This window comes from Mesorhizobium cantuariense, from assembly GCF_042647205.1.
Classification (GTDB): Bacteria; Pseudomonadota; Alphaproteobacteria; order Rhizobiales; family Rhizobiaceae; genus Mesorhizobium; species Mesorhizobium cantuariense.
Map to the genome: position 1 here is coordinate 3,412,595 of NZ_JBHRVD010000001.1, position 19,649 is coordinate 3,432,243.

A 19,649-nucleotide genomic window follows, 5' to 3' on the forward strand; every position below is an offset into this window, starting at 1 on the left:
CCGATGCGGTCACAAGACCGGCAAGCACAATGAGGAACGAGGCGAGCTTTTTCAGCTGCATATCTGTCTCCGGGTCTTATTTCTTGAATTTGGCGGTGAGCGCACCGGCAACCGCCGCCGGCACGAAGGGGCGGATGTCGCCTCCCATCGAGGCAATCTGGCGGACAAGTGTGGCGGTAATGGTGCGCACGGAGGGGCTGGCGGGCAGAAAAACCGTCTGCAACTCAGGCGCCATGGTCTCGTTCATACCGGCCATCTGCATCTCATAGTCGAGGTCGGTGCCGTCGCGCAGGCCGCGGATCATGATCGAGGCGCCCTGCTTCCTGGCCGCGTCGATGACCAGCCCGTCGAAGGCGACGACCTTGATGCGGGCGCCGTCGCTGCCGAATTCTGCCTTCGTCGCCGTCTCGATCAGCCTCACCCGCTCCTCGAAGGAAAACAGCGGCTGCTTGCCCGGATGGATGCCGATCGCCGCATAAACGATGTCGGCCACGGCCAGCGACGCCTTCAGCACATCGAGATGGCCGTTGGTCAGCGGGTCGAAGGAGCCGGCATAGAGGGCGATGCGTTCAGTCATGGCAGGTGCTTCTAGCGAGCCTCTCTCGCAAAGGCAAATCCGATCGGCACGCCGGCCGTGAACCTTTTCCGGCACATGAACGACAGATGAACACGCTGATCACGAAGCCTTCACGCAGCGTTCACTAGGTTGCATCTTAATAAGATGAAACCAAAATCCCATCTATCCGTTGTTAGGCGCAGGAGAACACGCACATGCTGATCTACATGCTCGCCACCGCAATGACCGTCGCCATGCTGATCGCCACCGTATTTGGGCTGCATCAGGAGGCACAACGCATCCGCGTCAAGGCCAACACCAAGCGCTTCGAAGGCTTCGGCCCTCGCAAGCCGTATCGTCACTACTGATAAAGCCTGAACCTGCTGCCGCGCCGGCCCGTGGGCCGGCGTTGCTATGTCAAAACCTAGGTGCCGGGCTTACTCCGCACCCTCCGGGCCGGCGTCAGCCGCCGGATCAGTCTCGGCACCGGCATCGGCGCTTTCTTCGATTTCCTCGTCCGATTGCGGCTCCGAGATCCGCTCGACCGAAACCACCTTTTCACCTTCAGCCGTATTGAAGATGGTCACGCCCTTGGTGGCGCGGCTGGCGAAACGGATGCCGTTAACCGGCACCCGGATGACCGTGCCGCCGTCCGAAACCAGCATGATCTGGTCGTCATTGCCGACCGGGAAGGTCGCCACCAGCTGACCGATCTCGGCCGTTTTCGACACGTCGGTGGCGCGAATGCCCTTGCCACCGCGACCGGTCAGGCGGAAATCGTAGGACGACGAGCGCTTGCCGTAGCCATACTTCGTTACCGTCAGCACGTACTGCTCATGCGTCTTGAGTTCTTCGTAACGGCTGTCGGAAAGCTCCGTCTCCTCGCCGATCTCCTCATTGGTGAGCGCAATCTCTTCCTCTTCGCCGGCCGTCTCGGTGGCAAGCCGCCGCTCCGCTGCCGCGCGTTTCAGGTAAGCGGCGCGTTCCGCCGGTGAAGCATCGACATGCTCGATCACCGACATCGAGATGATGCGGTCGGTCTCGGCCATGGTGATGCCGCGCACGCCGACCGAATTGCGGCTCTGGAAGACGCGCACGTCGCCGACGGAGAAGCGGATGCACTGGCCGGAGTTCGCCGTCAGAAGCACGTCGTCATTGTCGGTGCAGGTCTCGACGCCGAGGATTTCGTCGCCTTCCTCCTCCAGCTTCATGGCGATCTTGCCGTTGCGGTTGACCTGGACGAAGTCGGAAAGCTTGTTGCGGCGCACGGTGCCGCGCGTGGTGGCGAACATCACGTCGAGCTCGCCCCAGCTGGTCTCGTCCTCGGGCAGCGGCATGATGGTGGTGATGCGCTCGCCCTGCTCCAGCGGCAGCATGTTGATCAGCGCCTTGCCGCGCGATTGCGGGTTGCCGATCGGCAGCCGCCAGACCTTTTCCTTGTAGACGATGCCGCGCGAGGAGAAGAACAGCACCGGCGTATGCGTGTTGGCCACGAACAGCCTTGTGACGAAATCCTCTTCCTTGGTCGACATGCCGGAGCGGCCCTTGCCGCCGCGGCGCTGCGCCCGGTAGAGCGACAGCGGCACACGCTTGATGTAGCCGGAATGGCTCACCGTCACGACCATGTCCTCGCGCTGGATCAGGTCCTCGTCTTCCATGTCCGCCCCACCATCGGTGAGCTCGGTGCGGCGCGGCGTGCCGAACTCGTCGCGCACAGCGGCAAGCTCGTCCTTGACGATCTGCTGGACGCGCGCGCGGGACGACAAAATATCCAGATAATCGATGATTTCGGCGCCGATCGTGTTCAACTCGTCGGCGATTTCGTCGCGGCCGAGCGCGGTCAGGCGCTGCAGGCGCAGTTCGAGGATGGCGCGCGCCTGCTCCTCGGACAGATTGTAGGTGCCGTCCTCGTTGATGCGGTGGCGCGGATCGTCGATCAGAAGGATCAGCGATTCGACGTCGCCGGAAGGCCAGCGCCGCTCCATCAACTGCTCGCGCGCCGTCTGCGGATCCGGCGCGGTGCGGATCAGCTTGATGATCTCGTCGATGTTGGCGACGGCGATGGCGAGACCGACCAGCACATGGGCGCGGTCGCGCGCCTTGCGCAGCAGGAATTTCGTCCGCCGGGTGATCACCTCCTCGCGGAAGGCGACGAACGCCTTCAGCATATCGGTCAGGTTCATCACTTCCGGCTTGCCGCCGTTCAGCGCCACCATATTGGCGCCGAAAGAGGTCTGCAGCGGCGTGAAGCGGTAGAGCTGGTTGAGGATGACGTCGGCAACGGCGTCGCGCTTCAACTCGATAACGACGCGGTAGCCCTGGCGGTCGCTCTCGTCGCGGATGTCGGAAATGCCCTCGATGCGCTTGTCGCGCACAAGTTCGGCCATCTTCTCGATCATCGACGACTTGTTCACCTGATAAGGAACTTCGGTGATGATGATCGACTCGCGATCGTTGCCGCGCTGTTCGATGTTGACCTTGCCGCGCATGACGATGGAGCCGCGGCCGGTCGAATAGGCGCTGTAGATGCCGGAACGGCCAAGCACGATGCCGCCGGTCGGGAAATCCGGTCCCGGAATGATTTCCATCAGCGCCGGCAGGTCGATGGCCGGATTGTCGATGAGGGCGATCGCGCCGTTGCAGATCTCGCTGAGATTGTGCGGCGGGATGTTGGTCGCCATGCCGACCGCGATGCCGCCCGAGCCGTTGACCAGAAGGTTGGGAAAACGTGCCGGCAGAACCTTCGGTTCGCTGCCCGACGCATCATACGTGTCCTGGAAATCGACGGTGTCCTTGTCGATATCCTCCAAAAGCTCGTGCGCGACCTTGGTCAGCCGCGCTTCCGTGTAGCGCATCGCCGCCGGCGGATCGCCGTCGATGGAGCCGAAATTGCCCTGTCCGTCGATCAGCGGCACGCGCAGCGACCAGTCCTGCGCCATGCGCACCAAGGCGTCATAGATGGAAGCGTCGCCATGCGGATGGTATTTACCCATCACGTCGGCGACCGGACGCGCCGACTTCACATATTTGCGGTTCCAGTGGTAACCGCTCTCATGGGCGGCGAAGAGAATGCGGCGATGCACCGGCTTCAGGCCGTCGCGCACGTCGGGCAGCGCACGGCTGACGATCACGCTCATGGCGTAATCGAGATAGGAACGCTGCATCTCCTCGACGATGGATATCGGCTCGATGCCGGTGGGGCCGCCGTCGGCGCCGCGCGGTGTCTTCTGGTCGGTCAAATCGGATCACAATCTAATCAGGAATCACTTGGTGCTTATATAGGAAGCAAGGCTGAAACTCCAACGTCCCCAACACTTTTCCAGTGTCATTTTTGGTGGTAATTTCAAAAGGATACCACTGATTGCGACGATATGGCCAAGGCGGTTTTCGCCGCACTGAGGCAAAAGCCTGCGTGACTGCCTTTGCGAGCACTGGGCCAATTCACAAGGCGGGAACGGCCAGTACGCCACGGCGGGTGCGATACTGGCCCGGCGTCTCCCCCATGATCCGCCGAAACCGGCGATTGAAGGTCGACAGATCGTTGAAGCCGGCCTCGAAGGCGATCGCCGAGACCGCATCGTCCGACATGCGCAGCCGCACCGCCGCCCTGTGCAGCCGCGTCTTGAGCAGGAATTGGTAGGGCGTCATGCCCGCGACCTGCCGGAAGATGCGCAGGAAATGGTAAGGACTGGTCGCAGTCTCATCGGCAAGCGCTGAAAGCGAGACCGGCCCGTCGGCATCCAGCTCGATCCGCCGCACTGCCTCGGCCACCCGCTTCTGATCGCGACGGCTCGGCGCGCGCCTGACATGCGTAGCGCCAGAGACCGTGGCCACGGCAGCACCGGCCATGCGCAGGGAAAGTTCCTCGAAGGCGCCGTTGTCGGCCATGTCGCGCGCGGTTTCCGCCTCGGCCAGCAGTGGCGCCAGGACCGGCAAAGGCGGCAGACGCGGCGCTGCGAAGGCCAGCTTCCTGGTGCCCGGCACGCCAGCCGCGATCCGTTCCATGTAGGACGGTCTGAAATGGAACGAGAGGCAACGGTCGCCGCTACCATGCTCATGTCCGCATTCGTAACATGTGCCGGGATTGCCGAGCAGGAGCGCGCCGGGCGCCAGCATGGCCGTGCCTTGTTGCGCACGGTAGCGGAACGTGCCGCTGGCGACCGCAGCGACACAGAAATCCTGGTGCGCTTCCTCGAACGGCCGGTCGCTGGCGCCGGCCGTGCAGATCACGTCCGTTACGTGCCAGCCGAGTCCGGATGCGAGCGTATGCGTGGTCGCTGTCATGACCGAACTATAGCAATTTTTCCCAAGCCCAGAACCCCGTTACGGCCTACTCCTCTCGGTCTCCTGACAAGAAGAGACCGGAACCATGTTCGACCCCTTTGCCGAAGCCTTGCACAGCCCCGGACCAGCAGAAGGGCTTGCTGAGAAGCTGAGCCTTTACGGCCGCTTCGTCGGCGCCTGGACGTTTGACGCCTCGCGCCACCTCGAGGACGGCACTGTGCTGACCGGGCGTGGCGAGGTGCATTTCGGCTGGGTGCTGGAAGGCCGGGCGATCCAGGACGTCTGGATCCTGCCCGCCCGTGACGCCGGCCCCTCGCCCTCGCTCGGCGCCTGGACGTTCTACGGCACGACGCTGCGCGTCTATGATCCCGGCGCGGATGCCTGGCACATCTTCTGGAGCGACCCGCGCAACCAGTATTTCAGCCGCCAGCTCGGCCGCGCCGAGGGCCACACGATCGTGCAAGTGGGCGCCGACGGCACAGGCAGTTCGGTGCGCTGGAGTTTTTCCCGGATCACCGAAGACAGCTTCCGCTGGCTCGGCGAGCGCTCGAACGACAATGGCGCGACATGGCGGCTGGAAGTCGAGTTCCTGGCGCGCCGAACCTCAACAAGCTGACGGCACAAGACATTGTAACAATGGAGAAAACCATGTTCGATCACATCTCGATCGGCGTCCGCGACACCGCCGCATCCAAGCGCTTCTATGATGCCGCACTGAAGCCGCTCGGCTACAGCTGTCTGAGCCAGTCACCGGGCTCGCTTGGTTATGGCGCTCAAGGCGTCGCGCTGTGGGTCAATGAAGCGGTGCGGCCTGTGCCATCAGATGAAAAGTCCGGCCTGCATTTCTGCTTCGCCGCACCGACGCGGGCCAGCGTCGACGCCTTCCATGCCGGCGCTCTGCGCCAAGGCGGCAGTGACAATGGCGCGCCGGGTCTGCGCGCCGACTATGGCGATAGCTATTATGCCGCCTTTGTCGTCGATCCCGACGGTTATCGCATCGAGGCCTATTGCGGCGCTGCCGGCTAAACCAGTTTCGCTGTCCCGCCAGTTCCCACCGAACGGGCTTTGCTCTACCAATATCCTGGTACGGGCACGGCCCGGCCGGAGTGGTCAGAGATGCCGAGTTTCGACAGCCTGTTCAACGCCTTCGTCACCATTCTCGTGACCATCGATCCGCCTGGCCTGGCGCCACTGTTCCTCGCCGTGACACGCGGCATGAACCGCGAGGAGCGCCAGCAGGTTTCCGTCCGCGCCTCAATCATCGGCTTTCTCGTGATGGCGCTGTTTGCGGTGGCCGGCGCCTCGATCCTGTCGGTGTTCGGCATCACGCTGCCGGCTTTCCGCGTCGCTGGCGGCTTCCTGCTGTTCTTCATCGCCTTCGAAATGGTGTTCGAGCGCCGGCAGGACCGCAAGGAAAAGATCGGCGACGTCGCCATCACCAAGGACATGATCCACAACATCGCCGCTTTCCCGCTGGCGATCCCGCTGATCGCCGGCCCGGGCGCCATTTCGGCGACAGTGCTGCTCTCCGGCTCGTTCCAGGGCTTTGCCGCGCAGGCGGCACTGGTCGGCATCATCTTCGTCTGCCTCGCCATCACCTATCTGGTGTTCGTGCTGTCGGAACGCATCGACCGCATCCTTGGCCAGACCGGCCGCTCGATCCTGACCCGCCTGCTCGGCGTCATCCTGGCGGCACTGGCCGTGCAGTTCGTGGCGGATGGCATCAAAGCGCTAATGGCGGGCTGACCGATCGACACATCCGATCTAGTGCCGCAGCCGCAGCCGTGGCCGACCGTCATCAATACTGACGTCGCCGCCTTGCAAGGCGTACCAGTTGCCTCGCAAAGCCGGTGCCGCCGCTTCCGTCCAAGCTAGGTGGCCGTTTTCGCCGGTGACATAGCCTGCTCTCTCCAACAACGTCGCCAATCGGGGAACTGACGATTCAAAAACGGCCGGCAGTTCCACGCGCGCTCCTGTGTATCCGTCCGGCAACATCGAGCCGACTGCCTGTTTAAGTTGTTTTTCCGAGTCCCATTCGCCGCTATCGTTCAATACTTTTGCAAACCCGACCAAGAGATACATCGACTGCTCGACTACATCGAGATACGTACTCAAGACATAATCTAGGGACGGAAAAATACGTGACACTTCGTTGGCTGCCACGGCAGCTATGGAATCGACATCGTGTTGAAGTTGATAGTAAGGCCTCATGCTGCCGGGGGATGATCTCGAACTATGGTCCAATGTGCACCGGTCTGCTTGACGGGCTCGGCTATCTCAAGTGCCCAGAGGACGAAAGAAGCCCCCTCAAAGGCCGACGTGAAGTTGTGACAGAAGACACTTCCCTTTCGGCCGACCTCAGCCTTATCTATCTGTTTCCTATCAACAAATTTTCCTTCAGAAGTCAGCTGTATCGGTTCGTTCTGCGCGGCGATTCGCGCTATTTCAGCGACAAGTAGGCCATAGAGTGACGCCTTGGGCGAAGCTGCTATGGACATCGGCCCGACCCTCACTCAAGCAGCAGTGTCGATCACTTCAAAATCATGGGTAATCGTGGCGGTCTTGGCCAACATCGCGGATGCCGAGCAATATTTCTCGATCGAAAGGTCGATGGCGCGTTTGACCTTGTCGCTGGACAGCGCCCTGCCCTTGACGATGAAATGCATGTGGATGCGTGTAAAGACCCTGGGCTCGGTTTCGGCCCGGTCGGAGTCGAGTTCGACGACGCAGTCCTCGATCGCCTCGCGGCCCTTTTCGAGGATATGCACGACATCATAGGCCGAACAGCCGCCGGTGCCGATCAGCACCAGCTCCATCGGGCTTGGGCCCGGCGTCTTGCCTTCCGGTCCGTGCGCTGTTCCGAGCACGACCTTGTGGCCGCTGCCGGATTCGCCGACGAAGGTGCGCTCCTCAACCCATTTTACGCGTGCTTTCACCTGATATTTCCTTCCTTTGGGTCATCCGCCTCAGGGATCAGATAGGATCACGGGCCGGCTCGCGCGACGCCAAAGACGACGTCGTGCATGACCCTGCCCGGCAGCAGCGTGAAGGTGCCGGCGCCGACCAGCGCGAAAACATAGAGCGCAATCATCACCTTGCTGTGCCTGGCGACGCGATGATTGTGGGCGTGCCACACCGCCAGCGGCACGGTGACCAGCACCAGGATCGACAGGAGATGGATCGGACTGAAAGGGCCGACGAGGCGGATCTGATGAATCCAGAAACTCGAGATTGCGATGACCAGCATCAGCGCGGCCCAGACATAACCCGCGATGCGATGACGCGGCGTTCCCTTCGGCAGTGCCAACTGTGTGGCCCCTATCGCCAGTGCGGCGAAGGCCGCAAAGGCATGCCAGGGTATAGGAGCGGGTGCGGCAAGCAGCGGTCCCAGCGACATTGCCCCCTCTCCGGTGGTTGCCCCTCTTTACGATCGACTGTTCTCAGAACGGGATTTCATCGTCCAGTTCGCGCGACGAACCGCCGCCACCGCCGCTCTTGGCACCGCCGCCACCGCCACCGCGATTGAAGCCTTCGCTCGGGCTGGACTGGCCGAAATCGGAACCACGGCTGCTGCCACCACCGGCATAGCCGCCGACCTGGCCGCCTTCGCCCTGTCCGCGCGCGTCGAGCATCTGCAGCTCGCCACGGAATTTCTGCAGCACGACTTCCGTCGTGTACTTGTCGGCACCGGTCTGGTCCTGCCATTTGCGCGTCTGCAGCTGGCCCTCGACATAGACCTTCATGCCCTTCTTCAGATACTGCTCGGCCACCTTGGCGATGCCCTCATTGAAGATGACGACGTTGTGCCACTCGGTTTTTTCCTTGCGCTCGCCGGAATTCTTGTCGCGCCAGCTTTCCGACGTCGCAATGCGGATGTTGACGACCGGCTCGCCCGAGTTCAGGCGACGGATTTCAGGGTCCGCACCGAGGTTGCCGACCAGAATGACCTTGTTGACGCTACCCGCCATGATATTTCTCCGCGCTCATCTGAAACAAATTTTTGTCGCAGCACCTTACAGGCTGCAGGCGTCAGCCGCCTGCCATGGCTGCCTTTACCCACAAGGTTTTTTGTTCCCTTTTCGTTCTTATCTGCATCACCGCTTATTGTCAAGGAATGGCAGCAATGCCGGAGGCCCACATATGGGTTTGAAAAGAACGCTTGCCAAATCAATAAGTGCATACTTATGCTTTGGTCATGATCGAAGCAGAGATTTTCCGGGCCCTGGCCGACCCGACGCGCCGCGCCGTCTTTGAACGGCTCGCCGCCGGCGAGATGAGTGTATCGGAATTGCGCACCGGCATGACGGTGTCGCAGCCGGCGGTGTCGCAGCATCTGGCGGTGCTGCGCGGCGCCGGCCTGGTGGTCGAGCGGCGTGCGGGCCGCAACGCCTTTTACCGCGCCGACCCGCAAGGGCTTGCCCCTTTGCTTTCCTGGATCGAACGCTACCGGACCTTCTGGCCGGAACGCATCGAAAGGCTGAAAGCGGTTTTGAAGGACATGGATCAATGACCCACGAGAGCCAAAGCAACTCCACAGATGCGGATGCGCTTGAGTTCGAGTACGACCTTGCCGAGCCGCCGGAAAAGGTGTGGCGGACCCTGACCGTGCCGGAATTGCTCGCCGCCTGGATGATGCCGAACGACATCAGCCCCGAGATCGGCAACCGTTTTGCCTTCGCCGGACCGAATGCGCCGATCGAATGCGAAATCCTCGACGCCGAGCCCGAACGGCTGTTGCGCTATTCCTGGCGGGAGCGCTTGCAGCCAGGCGATGCGGCGCGGCAGGATCCGCTCGACAGCCCATTGGACAGCATTGTCACCTTCACACTCGCCCGCACGGTTTCCGGCGGCACGCATCTGCGCATCGTCCATGACGGCTTCGCCCGGATGACAGTGCCCGCGGTTGCCATGGCCGGTGCCAGCTGCCGGCTTTCGCTCGACGCAACCGCTTCCCGCAAGCCAATCGCCGCAAACACGCCTCGCCTCTTGCTGCTTGCAGCCTGAGCGACATACACAGCAACGGAGACATACAATGAGCGGCCTTGCCAGTCTGGTGCCGATGGTGATCGAGCAATCGAGCCGCGGCGAACGTGCCTTCGACATCTTCTCACGGCTGCTGCGCGAGCGCATCGTCTTCATCAACGGCGAGATCAACGACGACATCTCGGCGCTGGTCTGCGCGCAGTTGCTGTCGCTGGAATCGGACAATCCCGACAAGGAGATCTCGCTCTACATCAACTCGCCGGGCGGCGTGGTGACCAGCGGTTTCGCCATCTACGACACGATGCAATATATCAGCTGCCCGGTGTCGACCGTGTGCATGGGCTTTGCCGCCTCGATGGGCTCGTTCCTGCTGATGGCAGGCACACCGGGACGTCGGATCTCGCTGCCGAACGCCACCATCCTGCTGCACCAACCGCTGGGCGGGTTCCAGGGCCAGGCCTCCGACATCCAGCGCCATGCCGAGCGCATCGGCCGGACGAAACGGCACATGGCTGAGCTCTACGCGCAGCATTGCGGCCGTACCTATGAAGAGGTCGAGCGCACGCTGGATCGCGATCACTTCATGACGGCCCGAGAGGCCCAGGCCTGGGGCATCGTCGACCACGTTTTCGACACGCGCAAAAAGGCGGCGTAAAGACAGGGGCCTATCCGGCTCCTGCCGGTTGCCGAAGATTTGACGATGCTGGTCTGGTCCCGTCGCCGGCACGTCACTATAGTCCTGAGATGACCGACACTCATCCGCCCAGACCATTGCACCGCATCATCGCCGTTGTGGTGCTCGCTTTTGCCGGCCTCGTGAGCGGAGCGGCTTTTGCCGAGGACAGTTCGCCGGCGCAGAAAGGCACCCTGCCCGGCGTGACCGGCGACTATCGCATCGCCAAGCCGGCTCCCAAGCCCGAACCCGATGACGCGTTTCCCAGCAACGGCAACGGTCAGTTCAAGATCGGCGATACGGACGTCAGGATTTCCGGCAGCATCACCGTCGATGTCGGCGCCGGCTCAATCGGTCTGCCGCGCCACTGATAGTGCGTATGTGCCGGCGTGCTGCGCCTATCGCCAACAAGACAATCCGCACATAAAAATGGCCCCGCCGTGCTTTGCGCGAACGGACGGGGCCTTTTTGGATCTCAAATCCAATTTTACCGGGAGTGTACTGCCGGCGTTTGATTTCGGATGCACCGCGGCATTCAGCCGACGATCCGACTAGCAGTCTCTAATTTTTACGGGATATGGCAGGTCACGGTTTGTCGGGTGGCGCAAACGCTAAACCCTGGCACTTATGCCTGCCGCGGCTCCAGTGACAACTGGAACCCTAGGGGACGATCCGGTGGCGTCATAGCTCCGCTCCTCTGTCCGTTGCGATTGTTGTCAATTCGAAGCACAAATCGCGAATGCCTGCGGCGTCTCGCAGGCCGCCTCTGCGCGGCGAGACCATCGAAAGACGGCCGGCTTCGTTGACTGCTGGAGACTGCGCCCCTGAGTCCGTGGCGTCAACCATCAATAGCCGGTTACCGAAAAATGTGATCGCTGGGAGGTTACGTGCAAGTCAGTTTTTGCACAGCTTTGTCAGGAGCGTGTTCGGCCTTTGTTCTTTCCGCTTGCCCGTTCACGCGAAAGACGCTTAAACGCTTTTGTCGGGAATTGTGGCGTCTCTCGACGTGGCGGCAAAACTACCTACATAGGGGATGGCCGGGAAAACCCGCCATTCCAGGAAATTCCAGATTCTGAGGCGGCGACCGGCGATGGCCGACCATAAATATCTTTCCATTCGCGGGGCGCGCGAACACAATCTGAAGAATGTCGATCTCGACCTGCCGCGTGACAGCCTGATTGTCATGACCGGCCTGTCGGGTTCCGGCAAATCGTCGCTCGCCTTCGACACCATCTACGCCGAAGGCCAGCGCCGCTATGTCGAAAGCCTGTCGGCCTATGCCCGGCAATTCCTCGAAATGATGCAGAAGCCTGATGTCGACCAGATCGACGGCCTGTCGCCTGCCATCTCGATCGAGCAGAAGACGACCTCGAAGAACCCGCGTTCGACCGTCGGCACCGTCACCGAAATCTACGACTACATGCGGCTTCTGTTCGCGCGCGTCGGCATCCCCTATTCGCCGGCCACCGGCCTGCCGATCGAGAGCCAGACGGTTTCGCAGATGGTCGACCGCGTGCTGGCAGTCGAGGAAGGCACGCGCCTGTTCATCCTGGCGCCGATGGTGCGCGGCCGCAAAGGCGAGTACCGCAAGGAACTGCTGGAACTGCAGAAGAAGGGCTTTCAGCGCGTCAAGGTCGACGGCGTCTTCTATGAGATCGCCGACGTGCCGGCGCTCGACAAGAAGTACAAGCATGACCTCGACGTCGTCGTCGACCGTATCGTCGTGCGCGGCGATCTGGCAACGCGGCTTGCCGACTCCATCGAAACCGCGCTGAAGCTGGCCGAAGGGCTGGCGGTCGCCGAATTCGCCGACAAGCCGCTCGATTCCAGCCAGACCGGCGAGGATTCGGTCAACAAGTCGAAGAACGAGACGCATGAGCGCATCCTGTTCTCGGAAAAATTTGCTTGCCCGGTCTCCGGCTTCACCATTCCGGAAATCGAACCGCGGCTGTTCTCGTTCAACAACCCGTTCGGTGCCTGCCCGACCTGTGACGGGCTCGGCAGCCAGCGCGCCATCGACGGCAATCTGATCGTGCCCGACGAAAACATCTCGCTGCGCGACGGCGCCGTCAGCCCGTGGGCCAAGTCGACCTCGCCCTATTACGCGCAGACGCTGGAAGCGCTGGGCAAAGCCTTTGGCTTCAAGCTCGGCGACAAGTTCAAGGATCTGACCGAAGAGGCAAAGGAAGCCATCCTGCGCGGCACCGGCGAGCGCGAGATCACCTTCCAGTACGATGACGGCCTACGCTCCTACAAGACGACGAAAACCTTCGAAGGCGTCATCCCCAATCTCGAGCGGCGCTGGAAAGAGACCGAATCCGCCTGGATGCGCGAGGAAATCGAGCGCTTCATGTCGGCCACGCCTTGCCCGGTCTGCAAGGGCTATCGGCTGAAGCCTGAGTCGCTGGCGGTGAAAATCGCCGGCAGGCACATCGGCGAAGTCACCGAGCTTTCCATCCGCAAGGCCGACCAGTGGTTCACCGACCTGCCGGCGTCACTCAACGACAAGCAGAACGAGATCGCGGTGCGCGTCTTGAAGGAAATCCGTGAGCGGCTGCGCTTCCTCAACGATGTCGGGCTCGACTATCTGACCCTGTCGCGCAATTCCGGCACGCTGTCGGGTGGCGAGAGCCAGCGCATCCGTCTGGCGTCGCAGATCGGCTCCGGCCTCACCGGCGTGCTCTATGTGCTGGATGAGCCATCGATCGGCCTGCACCAGCGCGACAATGCGCGCCTGCTCGATACGCTGAAGCATCTGCGCGACATCGGCAACACGGTGATCGTCGTCGAACATGACGAGGACGCCATCCTGCATGCCGACTATGTCGTCGACATGGGCCCGGCTGCCGGCATCCATGGCGGCGAGATCATCGCCCAGGGCACGCCGCAGCAGGTCATGGCCAATCCCAATTCGATCACCGGCAAATACCTGTCGGGCGCGCTTGAAGTGGCGACGCCCGGCGCCAGGCGTGAGGCGAAGAAGAACCGCCGCCTGAAGATCGTCGGCGCACGCGGCAACAATCTGAAGAACGTCACTGCCGAAATCCCGCTCGGCACCTTCACCGCCGTGACCGGCGTGTCGGGCGGCGGCAAGTCGACCTTCCTGATCGAGACGCTGTTCAAGGCGGCCTCGCGCCGCATCATGGGCTCGCGCGAACATCCGGCCGACCACGACCGCATCGAGGGCCTCGAATTCCTCGACAAGGTCATCGACATCGACCAGTCGCCGATTGGACGGACCCCGCGAAGCAACCCCGCCACCTATACCGGCGCCTTCACGCCGATACGCGACTGGTTCGCCGGCCTCCCCGAAGCCAAGGCGCGCGGCTATCAGCCGGGACGCTTCTCGTTCAACGTCAAGGGCGGCCGCTGTGAGGCCTGCCAGGGCGACGGCGTCATCAAGATCGAGATGCACTTCCTGCCCGACGTCTACGTCACCTGCGACGTTTGCCACGGCAAGCGCTATAACAGAGAGACGCTCGACGTCGTGTTCAAGGGCAAGTCGATCGCCGACGTGCTCGACATGACGGTCGAGGAAGGCGTCGACTTCTTCGCCGCCGTGCCCGGCGTGCGCGACAAGCTCGAAACGCTGAAGCAGGTCGGCCTCGGCTACATCCACATCGGCCAGCAGGCGACGACGCTGTCCGGCGGCGAGGCGCAGCGCATCAAGCTGGCCAAGGAACTATCGCGCAAGGCGACCGGCAAGACGCTCTACATCCTCGACGAGCCGACCACCGGCCTGCATTTCCACGATGTCGTCAAATTGTTGGAAGTGCTGCACGAACTGGTCGACCAGGGCAACACGGTGGTGGTCATCGAGCATAATCTCGAGGTGATCAAGACCGCCGACTGGGTGCTCGACCTCGGCCCCGAGGGCGGCGACGGCGGCGGCGAACTGGTCGCCTCCGGCACGCCGGAAGCGATCGTGCGCGAAAAGCGCAGCTACACCGGCCAGTTCCTCAAGGAACTGCTGGAGCGCCGCCCCGGAGGCAAACGCGAAGCGGCGGAGTGATGATCGGACCGGTTGGTGCCTGGAGCTTTTGAATGACAATCAGAAAAGCGCTTGCCGGTGATCTCCAAACTGTCGTCTCGCTGACGCAAGCCGCCTGTGCCCCTTACACCGCCCTTCTCGGCGCGCCCCCGATACCGGTCACCGAGGACTATGCGCCGCGCATCGAGGAGGGCGAGGTCTGGCTGCTGGAGAGCGGCGATGAACTGGCTGGAGTGCTCACACTGGAGCGGCATGAGGATCACGCGATGATCTTCTCCGTCGCGGTGTCGCCCGCCTTCCAGGACAAGGGCTTCGGCATAAAGCTGCTCAGTCATGCGGATCAAGAGACGCGCTTGTGGAGCCTGCCAGAAGTGCGGCTCTACACCAACGCCAGAATGGAGCGGAACATTGCGCTCTATCTGGCTTATGGTTTCCACGAAACGGGTCGCCGGCCCAATCCTTATCGACCAGGATGGGTGCTTGTCGACATGGCAAAATCGGTCGACGAGGTCACGACGGCCTGATCTTTCGGAACTCGGCCAGACTTTCTGAACCTGGGAGGACGACAATGAGCAAATCGGGAACAATCCGCTCCGGCATGGGCGGCTGGACCTTCGAGCCCTGGGACACGTCCTTCTATCCGGACAAGCTCTCGAAGGCCAAGCAGTTGCAATACGCCAGCCGGCAGGTGCCTAGCATCGAGGTCAACGGCACCTATTATTCCAGCTTCAAGGAGCCGACCTTCGTCAAATGGGCGAATGAGGCGCCGGACGGTTTCGTCTATGCGCTGAAGGGCAACCGCTTCGTCACCAACCGGCGCGTGCTCGGCGAGGCCGGTGAATCGATGACACGTTTCCTCGGCTCGGGCGTTGCTGCACTGGGCGAAAAGCTCGGACCGATCCTGTGGCAGTTCGCGCCGACCAAAAAATTCGATCCGGACGATTTCGAAGCTTTCCTCAAACTGTTGCCGGAAAAGCAGGACGACGTTGCGCTGCGCCACGCGGTCGAGGTCCGCAACGACAGTTTTATCGTGCCGGAATTCGCCGCGCTCGTGCGCAAATACAAGGTCGCGATCGTCTATGCCGACCATGCCAAATATCCTGATATCGCCGACGTCACCGGCGATTTCATCTATGCCCGGCTGCAGACCGGCAGCGACGACAATCCCGACTGCTACACGCCGAAGGGCCTTGATGAATGGGCAGCACGGGCAAAGGTCTGGGCGGAAGGCAAGGTGCCTGCCGATCTCCGACGCGCCGATCCTTCGACCGAGGCGCCGGTCAAGCCGCGCGACGTGTTCGTCTACTTCATCACCGAGGGCAAGGTGCGCGCGCCGTTCGGAGCGATGGCGCTGATGAAGCGGGTGGCGGATTAGAGCAGCGAGCCTGCGGCGCTATCCTTCCGTTTAAGCGTCGAATGCACTCTCGGGTCCGGCCCGGCAACTCCTGTCGGAACCTGCAGGGCAGGTTGATCGTTTTTACCTCACTAGCGGCGACCGGGCGAGTGCCTCGCGTGGATGCGATAGGTTCGCTGTTCGCCGAAGACCGGTTTTCCCAGAGATGGCCAGGCGCGCCCAACCGGCGCACCGCCGGCATCAGGAGAACCAGAAGAAAGCGAGGAAAGATGGCGATCATCCTCATCGGGGCGTTGCTCACTATCGCCGGCGTTGTGTACATGGCTGACGCCGTTCTCAGACGCGGGCGGCTCAGTGAGCCGACGCCCGCGGCTTCGGACCGCCCGATGCCGAATCTCGCAACGTCCGGCCCGACGCTTGAACCACGACGGCGCGGATTAGGCTTCCTCGGCCTGTCACAGAATTGGCCGGGTCTGCTGATGATGGCGGTCGGCGTCGTTCTGCTATTGTCGGTGGTGATCTTCTAACCCAATAACCCAAGGAATTACGGCATCTTCACCGGCGTCGTAACCTTATCGATACCTCCTTGCTGCATGAATCCAGGCAGGCCAAGTCACAGATTTGGGGCAAGGACGAGGGGCATGTCGCTCGACTACACTTCACTTCTGCTGGCTGTCGGTTTTTCCGCCGCCTGCCTGAGCCTGACATTGTTCGGCATGTGGCTGACCGCTCGCTCGGAGAAATTCCTGCTGACATGGGCGATCAGCCTGGTGTTCGTGGTCGGCGATATTTTTGCCTATGACGCCTATATCGATATGCCTGGGCGCCTGCTGGGCATCGCCACCCTTGCCCTGCTCCTGCTTGGTTTTTCGACCATGCTGGGCGCCGCCTACCAGTTCAGAACCGGCGGCTCGCCGATGCAGCGGACGCTGCTTGGCAGCGCCATTTCGCTGGCTGTGACGCTGCCTCCCATGGCTCTTGGCTATGACGGGCTGGGCTTCATGTTGGAAAACGCCTTCGCCGCATTGCTCCTGTTCGCAACGGCGCTCGAATACTGGAAGGGCCGCGACGAAGCCCCTGCCCTGACGATCGGTATCACCGCGCTCTATTCGGCCACGGCCACGTCCTTCGCTCTGTGCGCCATGGTTCTTGTCTGGGATGGAAAGCTCATCCTTGGGCATGCGCCCAGCAACTGGGCCGAGGAACTGAGCCTCATCATCGTCATTGCCAGCATGACCGGCATCGGAGCGCTTTCCCTGGCGCTCAATCAGGGGCGTCTGGCCAGGCATCATCACCGCAACGCCCTGACCGACCCGCTGACCGGCCTGCTCAACCGGCGCGCGCTGTTCGATAGGCATGGCAATGCGCCGGTCGGTGCCTTCATGGCGGTGATTGTCTTCGACCTCGACAGCTTCAAGGCCATCAACGACGAATTCGGCCACGCCGCCGGCGATGAAGTGCTGAAAGTGTTCGCCAGGGAACTCGCCGGCAATCTTCGTCCGACCGACATCGCCGCGCGCATGGGCGGCGAGGAATTCGCGCTGGTGCTGAAGCGGACCTTGCCCGAAACGGTGGAGGCCACCGCCGAGGCCATACGGGCAGCTTTCGCCGCGCACCGCATCGAAACCGAGACGGGCTCGCTGGCGTGCACGGTCAGTGCCGGATATGCTTTCGGCACCAAGGAGGGCCTCAGCTTCGACAAGGTGCTCAGCGCCGCCGACAAGGCGCTCTACGCCGCCAAGCGTGGCGGCCGCAACCGCGTCACCGCCTCTCCATTCCGGCGCGCAGGTTGACCGCGCGCATCAATGCCGTCTGGCGGTTATCGGATGGGTAATCGCGGCGCCTATGCCGCCATCACGATCTCATTGAAGGCATCGAGATCGACATAGAAAACCTTGGTGATTTCCTCGATCAGATCGTCGTATTCGCAGCCCTGTGATCGCAAGATGTTTATGGCTGTGATGATGTCGACGCGTTCGGTAAGCCGACGCTTGTGGTGGTCCTCGACGTAACGTTCCATGGCTGTCCCTTAGCCTGTGTGCCCAAACGCGTTGAACGACAAACAGATCGCAGGAGGGAAGCTAGGAAGCCTTGCTTGCGTGAGACTTGCCGGCGGTAGCCGCGCCTTCGATCTGCGATGAACCAGACTGATACGGAAGCGGCCGACTCACAAAAGCCCTGGGAAAGACTAGCACGCAGCCCCAGGTGCACCAGTGACGCAGATGGCTGGGCCGGAGAAATATTGAACTTGCCAAGGACTTCGGATCGTCAACTGAAGTCCAACGACGATTCTAGACCGTCAGGAACTTGCGGACATCAGCACGGTCTAAATCTTCCGCCGGGCCGGTATGGACGATCACTCCGCGGTCCATGATGTTGACCTCGTCGGCGAGTTCGCGGCAGAAATCGAGATATTGTTCGACCAGCAGCACAGCAATACCGGCCTGGTCGCGGAGATAGCGGATGGCGCGGCCGATATCCTTGATGATCGACGGCTGGATGCCTTCCGTCGGCTCGTCGAGCACCAGCAGTTTCGGCCGCATCACCAGCGCCCTGCCAATGGCGAGCTGCTGCTGCTGGCCGCCGGAAAGGTCACCGCCGCGGCGGCCGAGCATCTGCTTCAGCACCGGAAACAGCTCGAAGACATGAGCGGGCACTTTACGGTCCGCACGCTTCAGCGGCGCGAAGCCGGACTCGAGATTTTCCCGCACGGTCAGGAGCGGAAAGATCTCCCTGCCCTGCGGCACGAATGCGATGCCCGACCGGGCGCGGTCATACGCCGCGCTCCGGTCGAGCGCCTTCCCCTCGAAGGCAACGCTTCCGCTCGTCAGCCGGTGGTGGCCGACGATCGATCTCATCAAACTGGTCTTGCCGACGCCGTTGCGACCGAGCACGCAAGTGATCTTGCCGGCGCCGGCCTTCAGCGACACGCCGCGCAGCGCCTGGGCGGCGCCGTAGTGCAGCGTGGCATTGGAAACTTCGAGCATGTCAGCGCCTCCTCCAGAACCTGAGAAACGACAGATCGAAGCGATGGAATTGAACCCGCCAGACCATGCTCATCTCCCCAGATAGACTTCGACGACGCGCTCGTCGGCCGATACGAAATCGAGTGTGCCTTCTGAGAGCACCGAGCCCTCGTGCAGGCAGGTGACCTTGACGCCGAGCTCGCGCACGAAATGCATGTCGTGCTCGACGACGATGACCGAATGGTCGCGCGCGATATCCCTGAGCAGGCGTGCGGTTTCCTCGGTCTCGGCATCGGTCATGCCGGCGACCGGTTCGTCGACCAGAAGCAGCTTCGGATCCTGCGCCAGCAGCATGCCGATCTCGAGCCACTGCTTTTGTCCATGGCTGAGATTGGCCGCCAGTTCGCTACGTTTGTCGCCGAGCCGGATGATGCCGAGGATATCGTCGATCTGCCGCGTCTCGGCGGCCGAGCGGCGATGGAACAGCGCCGGGAAGATCGAGCGCGGCCCTTTCAGCGCCAGCATCAGATTGTCCTCGATCGTGTGACTTTCAAAGACGGTCGGCTTCTGGAACTTGCGGCCGATACCCATCATGGCGATCTCGGCTTCATCGTGCTTGGTGAGATCGACCTGGCCGTCGAAGAACACCTCGCCCTCGTCGGGCCGCGTCTTGCCGGTGACGATGTCCATCATCGTCGTCTTGCCGGCGCCGTTGGGGCCGATGATGGCGCGCATCTCGCCCTTGTCGAGCACCAGCGATAGATTGTTGATGGCGCGAAAACCGTCGAAAGAGACCGAGACACCGTCGAGATAGAGGATCGTGTTCGACTTCGACATGATCG

General features: G+C 62.0%; 23 protein-coding genes. 13 read left to right on the plus strand and 10 right to left on the minus strand.

Going from position 1 to position 19,649, the window contains the following annotated elements:
* Positions 1–76: 76 nt before the first annotated feature.
* Positions 77–577, minus strand: coding sequence for a pantetheine-phosphate adenylyltransferase (coaD, locus tag ACFOJ9_RS16485; RefSeq protein ID WP_378979913.1), 501 nt, complete (start codon positions 575–577; stop codon positions 77–79).
* A gap of 194 nt (positions 578–771) precedes the next feature.
* Between coaD and ACFOJ9_RS16490 the strand changes: the two genes are divergently transcribed.
* Positions 772–924 (plus strand): hypothetical protein, encoded by a 153-nt coding sequence (locus ACFOJ9_RS16490; protein WP_081714296.1) that lies wholly within the window; start codon positions 772–774, stop codon positions 922–924.
* A 69-nt stretch (positions 925–993) separates the two neighbouring features.
* On the opposite strand, the gene gyrA is transcribed toward ACFOJ9_RS16490, so the two are convergent.
* A complete protein-coding gene (gyrA, locus tag ACFOJ9_RS16495) occupies positions 994–3,795 on the minus strand; it encodes a DNA gyrase subunit A (RefSeq protein WP_378979915.1) in 2,802 nt (933 codons plus the stop codon).
* A 202-nt stretch (positions 3,796–3,997) separates the two neighbouring features.
* The gene (locus ACFOJ9_RS16500) at positions 3,998–4,840 is read right to left on the minus strand and encodes a helix-turn-helix transcriptional regulator (RefSeq protein ID WP_378979916.1); all 843 of its coding nucleotides are present in this window, start codon (positions 4,838–4,840) and stop codon (positions 3,998–4,000) included.
* A gap of 85 nt (positions 4,841–4,925) precedes the next feature.
* On the opposite strand from ACFOJ9_RS16500, the gene ACFOJ9_RS16505 reads away from it, so the two are divergent.
* The 3 genes from ACFOJ9_RS16505 (at position 4,926) to ACFOJ9_RS16515 (ending at position 6,586) form a co-directional block, all read left to right on the plus strand.
* The gene (locus ACFOJ9_RS16505; RefSeq protein WP_378979918.1) at positions 4,926–5,456 is read left to right on the plus strand and encodes a hypothetical protein; all 531 of its coding nucleotides are present in this window, start codon (positions 4,926–4,928) and stop codon (positions 5,454–5,456) included.
* 32 nt (positions 5,457–5,488) lie between these two features.
* Entirely contained in the window at positions 5,489–5,866 is a 378-nt protein-coding gene (locus ACFOJ9_RS16510) for a VOC family protein (RefSeq protein ID WP_378979920.1), read from the plus strand.
* 90 nt (positions 5,867–5,956) lie between these two features.
* On the plus strand, positions 5,957–6,586 hold the full coding sequence (locus tag ACFOJ9_RS16515; protein WP_023670949.1) for a MarC family protein: 630 nt from the start codon (positions 5,957–5,959) through the stop codon (positions 6,584–6,586).
* Between the two features lie 18 nt (positions 6,587–6,604).
* Here the strand turns inward: ACFOJ9_RS16515 and ACFOJ9_RS16520 are convergent, their stop codons facing one another.
* The 4 genes from ACFOJ9_RS16520 to ACFOJ9_RS16535 form a co-directional block, all read right to left on the minus strand.
* Entirely contained in the window at positions 6,605–7,003 is a 399-nt protein-coding gene (locus tag ACFOJ9_RS16520; protein WP_378979922.1) for a hypothetical protein, read from the minus strand.
* Between the two features lie 350 nt (positions 7,004–7,353).
* The gene (locus tag ACFOJ9_RS16525; protein WP_378979924.1) at positions 7,354–7,776 is read right to left on the minus strand and encodes an OsmC family protein; all 423 of its coding nucleotides are present in this window, start codon (positions 7,774–7,776) and stop codon (positions 7,354–7,356) included.
* Positions 7,777–7,823: 47 nt separating this feature from the next.
* A complete protein-coding gene (locus tag ACFOJ9_RS16530; protein ID WP_378979926.1) occupies positions 7,824–8,237 on the minus strand; it encodes a DUF2306 domain-containing protein in 414 nt (137 codons plus the stop codon).
* A 43-nt stretch (positions 8,238–8,280) separates the two neighbouring features.
* Positions 8,281–8,808 carry a single-stranded DNA-binding protein gene (locus ACFOJ9_RS16535; protein ID WP_378979928.1) on the minus strand — a complete coding sequence of 176 codons (528 nt, stop codon included), beginning with the start codon at positions 8,806–8,808 and terminating at the stop codon, positions 8,281–8,283.
* 227 nt (positions 8,809–9,035) lie between these two features.
* On the opposite strand from ACFOJ9_RS16535, the gene ACFOJ9_RS16540 reads away from it, so the two are divergent.
* From ACFOJ9_RS16540 to ACFOJ9_RS16580, 9 genes are all read left to right on the plus strand, one after another.
* Entirely contained in the window at positions 9,036–9,350 is a 315-nt protein-coding gene (locus ACFOJ9_RS16540; RefSeq protein ID WP_056582312.1) for an ArsR/SmtB family transcription factor, read from the plus strand.
* Complete coding sequence (locus ACFOJ9_RS16545; RefSeq protein ID WP_378979930.1) at positions 9,347–9,844, plus strand: SRPBCC family protein; 498 nt, start codon at positions 9,347–9,349, stop codon at positions 9,842–9,844. The genes ACFOJ9_RS16540 and ACFOJ9_RS16545 overlap by 4 nt, the downstream gene beginning before the upstream one ends.
* A 28-nt stretch (positions 9,845–9,872) precedes the next feature.
* Positions 9,873–10,478, plus strand: coding sequence for an ATP-dependent Clp protease proteolytic subunit (locus ACFOJ9_RS16550; RefSeq protein ID WP_378979932.1), 606 nt, complete (start codon positions 9,873–9,875; stop codon positions 10,476–10,478).
* A gap of 89 nt (positions 10,479–10,567) precedes the next feature.
* A complete protein-coding gene (locus tag ACFOJ9_RS16555; protein ID WP_378979934.1) occupies positions 10,568–10,867 on the plus strand; it encodes a hypothetical protein in 300 nt (99 codons plus the stop codon).
* 719 nt (positions 10,868–11,586) lie between these two features.
* Positions 11,587–14,508, plus strand: coding sequence for an excinuclease ABC subunit UvrA (gene uvrA / locus ACFOJ9_RS16560; protein WP_378979935.1), 2,922 nt, complete (start codon positions 11,587–11,589; stop codon positions 14,506–14,508).
* Between the two features lie 32 nt (positions 14,509–14,540).
* Positions 14,541–15,011: a GNAT family N-acetyltransferase gene (locus ACFOJ9_RS16565; protein WP_378979937.1), complete on the plus strand. Its 471-nt coding sequence runs from the start codon at positions 14,541–14,543 to the stop codon at positions 15,009–15,011.
* Between the two features lie 44 nt (positions 15,012–15,055).
* Positions 15,056–15,862, plus strand: coding sequence for a DUF72 domain-containing protein (locus ACFOJ9_RS16570; protein WP_378979939.1), 807 nt, complete (start codon positions 15,056–15,058; stop codon positions 15,860–15,862).
* A 248-nt stretch (positions 15,863–16,110) separates the two neighbouring features.
* The gene (locus ACFOJ9_RS16575; RefSeq protein WP_378979940.1) at positions 16,111–16,368 is read left to right on the plus strand and encodes a hypothetical protein; all 258 of its coding nucleotides are present in this window, start codon (positions 16,111–16,113) and stop codon (positions 16,366–16,368) included.
* Between the two features lie 114 nt (positions 16,369–16,482).
* The gene (locus tag ACFOJ9_RS16580; protein ID WP_378979941.1) at positions 16,483–17,634 is read left to right on the plus strand and encodes a GGDEF domain-containing protein; all 1,152 of its coding nucleotides are present in this window, start codon (positions 16,483–16,485) and stop codon (positions 17,632–17,634) included.
* Positions 17,635–17,684: 50 nt separating this feature from the next.
* Here ACFOJ9_RS16580 and ACFOJ9_RS16585 read toward each other — a convergent pair whose 3' ends face one another.
* From ACFOJ9_RS16585 to urtD, 3 genes are all read right to left on the minus strand, one after another.
* Complete coding sequence (locus ACFOJ9_RS16585) at positions 17,685–17,861, minus strand: hypothetical protein (RefSeq protein ID WP_378979942.1); 177 nt, start codon at positions 17,859–17,861, stop codon at positions 17,685–17,687.
* A gap of 271 nt (positions 17,862–18,132) precedes the next feature.
* Positions 18,133–18,828, minus strand: coding sequence for an urea ABC transporter ATP-binding subunit UrtE (gene urtE / locus ACFOJ9_RS16590; protein ID WP_378979944.1), 696 nt, complete (start codon positions 18,826–18,828; stop codon positions 18,133–18,135).
* A gap of 69 nt (positions 18,829–18,897) precedes the next feature.
* A complete protein-coding gene (gene urtD / locus ACFOJ9_RS16595; RefSeq protein ID WP_378979945.1) occupies positions 18,898–19,644 on the minus strand; it encodes an urea ABC transporter ATP-binding protein UrtD in 747 nt (248 codons plus the stop codon).
* Positions 19,645–19,649: the final 5 nt, after the last annotated feature.

Bases quoted from the DNA above. Each gene is read 5' to 3' on its own strand.
- coaD (WP_378979913.1), bottom strand. From the start codon at position 577: ATGACTGAACGCATCGCCCTCTATGCCGGCTCCTTCGACCCGCTGACC.
- ACFOJ9_RS16490 (WP_081714296.1), top strand. From the start codon at position 772: ATGCTGATCTACATGCTCGCCACCGCAATGACCGTCGCCATGCTGATC.
- ACFOJ9_RS16500 (WP_378979916.1), bottom strand. From the start codon at position 4,840: ATGACAGCGACCACGCATACGCTCGCATCCGGACTCGGCTGGCACGTA.
- ACFOJ9_RS16505 (WP_378979918.1), top strand. From the start codon at position 4,926: ATGTTCGACCCCTTTGCCGAAGCCTTGCACAGCCCCGGACCAGCAGAA.
- ACFOJ9_RS16510 (WP_378979920.1), top strand. From the start codon at position 5,489: ATGTTCGATCACATCTCGATCGGCGTCCGCGACACCGCCGCATCCAAG.
- ACFOJ9_RS16515 (WP_023670949.1), top strand. From the start codon at position 5,957: ATGCCGAGTTTCGACAGCCTGTTCAACGCCTTCGTCACCATTCTCGTG.
- ACFOJ9_RS16530 (WP_378979926.1), bottom strand. From the start codon at position 8,237: ATGTCGCTGGGACCGCTGCTTGCCGCACCCGCTCCTATACCCTGGCAT.
- ACFOJ9_RS16535 (WP_378979928.1), bottom strand. From the start codon at position 8,808: ATGGCGGGTAGCGTCAACAAGGTCATTCTGGTCGGCAACCTCGGTGCG.
- ACFOJ9_RS16540 (WP_056582312.1), top strand. From the start codon at position 9,036: ATGATCGAAGCAGAGATTTTCCGGGCCCTGGCCGACCCGACGCGCCGC.
- ACFOJ9_RS16545 (WP_378979930.1), top strand. From the start codon at position 9,347: ATGACCCACGAGAGCCAAAGCAACTCCACAGATGCGGATGCGCTTGAG.
- ACFOJ9_RS16550 (WP_378979932.1), top strand. From the start codon at position 9,873: ATGAGCGGCCTTGCCAGTCTGGTGCCGATGGTGATCGAGCAATCGAGC.
- ACFOJ9_RS16555 (WP_378979934.1), top strand. From the start codon at position 10,568: ATGACCGACACTCATCCGCCCAGACCATTGCACCGCATCATCGCCGTT.
- uvrA (WP_378979935.1), top strand. From the start codon at position 11,587: ATGGCCGACCATAAATATCTTTCCATTCGCGGGGCGCGCGAACACAAT.
- ACFOJ9_RS16565 (WP_378979937.1), top strand. From the start codon at position 14,541: ATGACAATCAGAAAAGCGCTTGCCGGTGATCTCCAAACTGTCGTCTCG.
- ACFOJ9_RS16570 (WP_378979939.1), top strand. From the start codon at position 15,056: ATGAGCAAATCGGGAACAATCCGCTCCGGCATGGGCGGCTGGACCTTC.
- ACFOJ9_RS16575 (WP_378979940.1), top strand. From the start codon at position 16,111: ATGGCGATCATCCTCATCGGGGCGTTGCTCACTATCGCCGGCGTTGTG.
- ACFOJ9_RS16580 (WP_378979941.1), top strand. From the start codon at position 16,483: ATGTCGCTCGACTACACTTCACTTCTGCTGGCTGTCGGTTTTTCCGCC.
- ACFOJ9_RS16585 (WP_378979942.1), bottom strand. From the start codon at position 17,861: ATGGAACGTTACGTCGAGGACCACCACAAGCGTCGGCTTACCGAACGC.
- urtE (WP_378979944.1), bottom strand. From the start codon at position 18,828: ATGCTCGAAGTTTCCAATGCCACGCTGCACTACGGCGCCGCCCAGGCG.
- urtD (WP_378979945.1), bottom strand. From the start codon at position 19,644: ATGTCGAAGTCGAACACGATCCTCTATCTCGACGGTGTCTCGGTCTCT.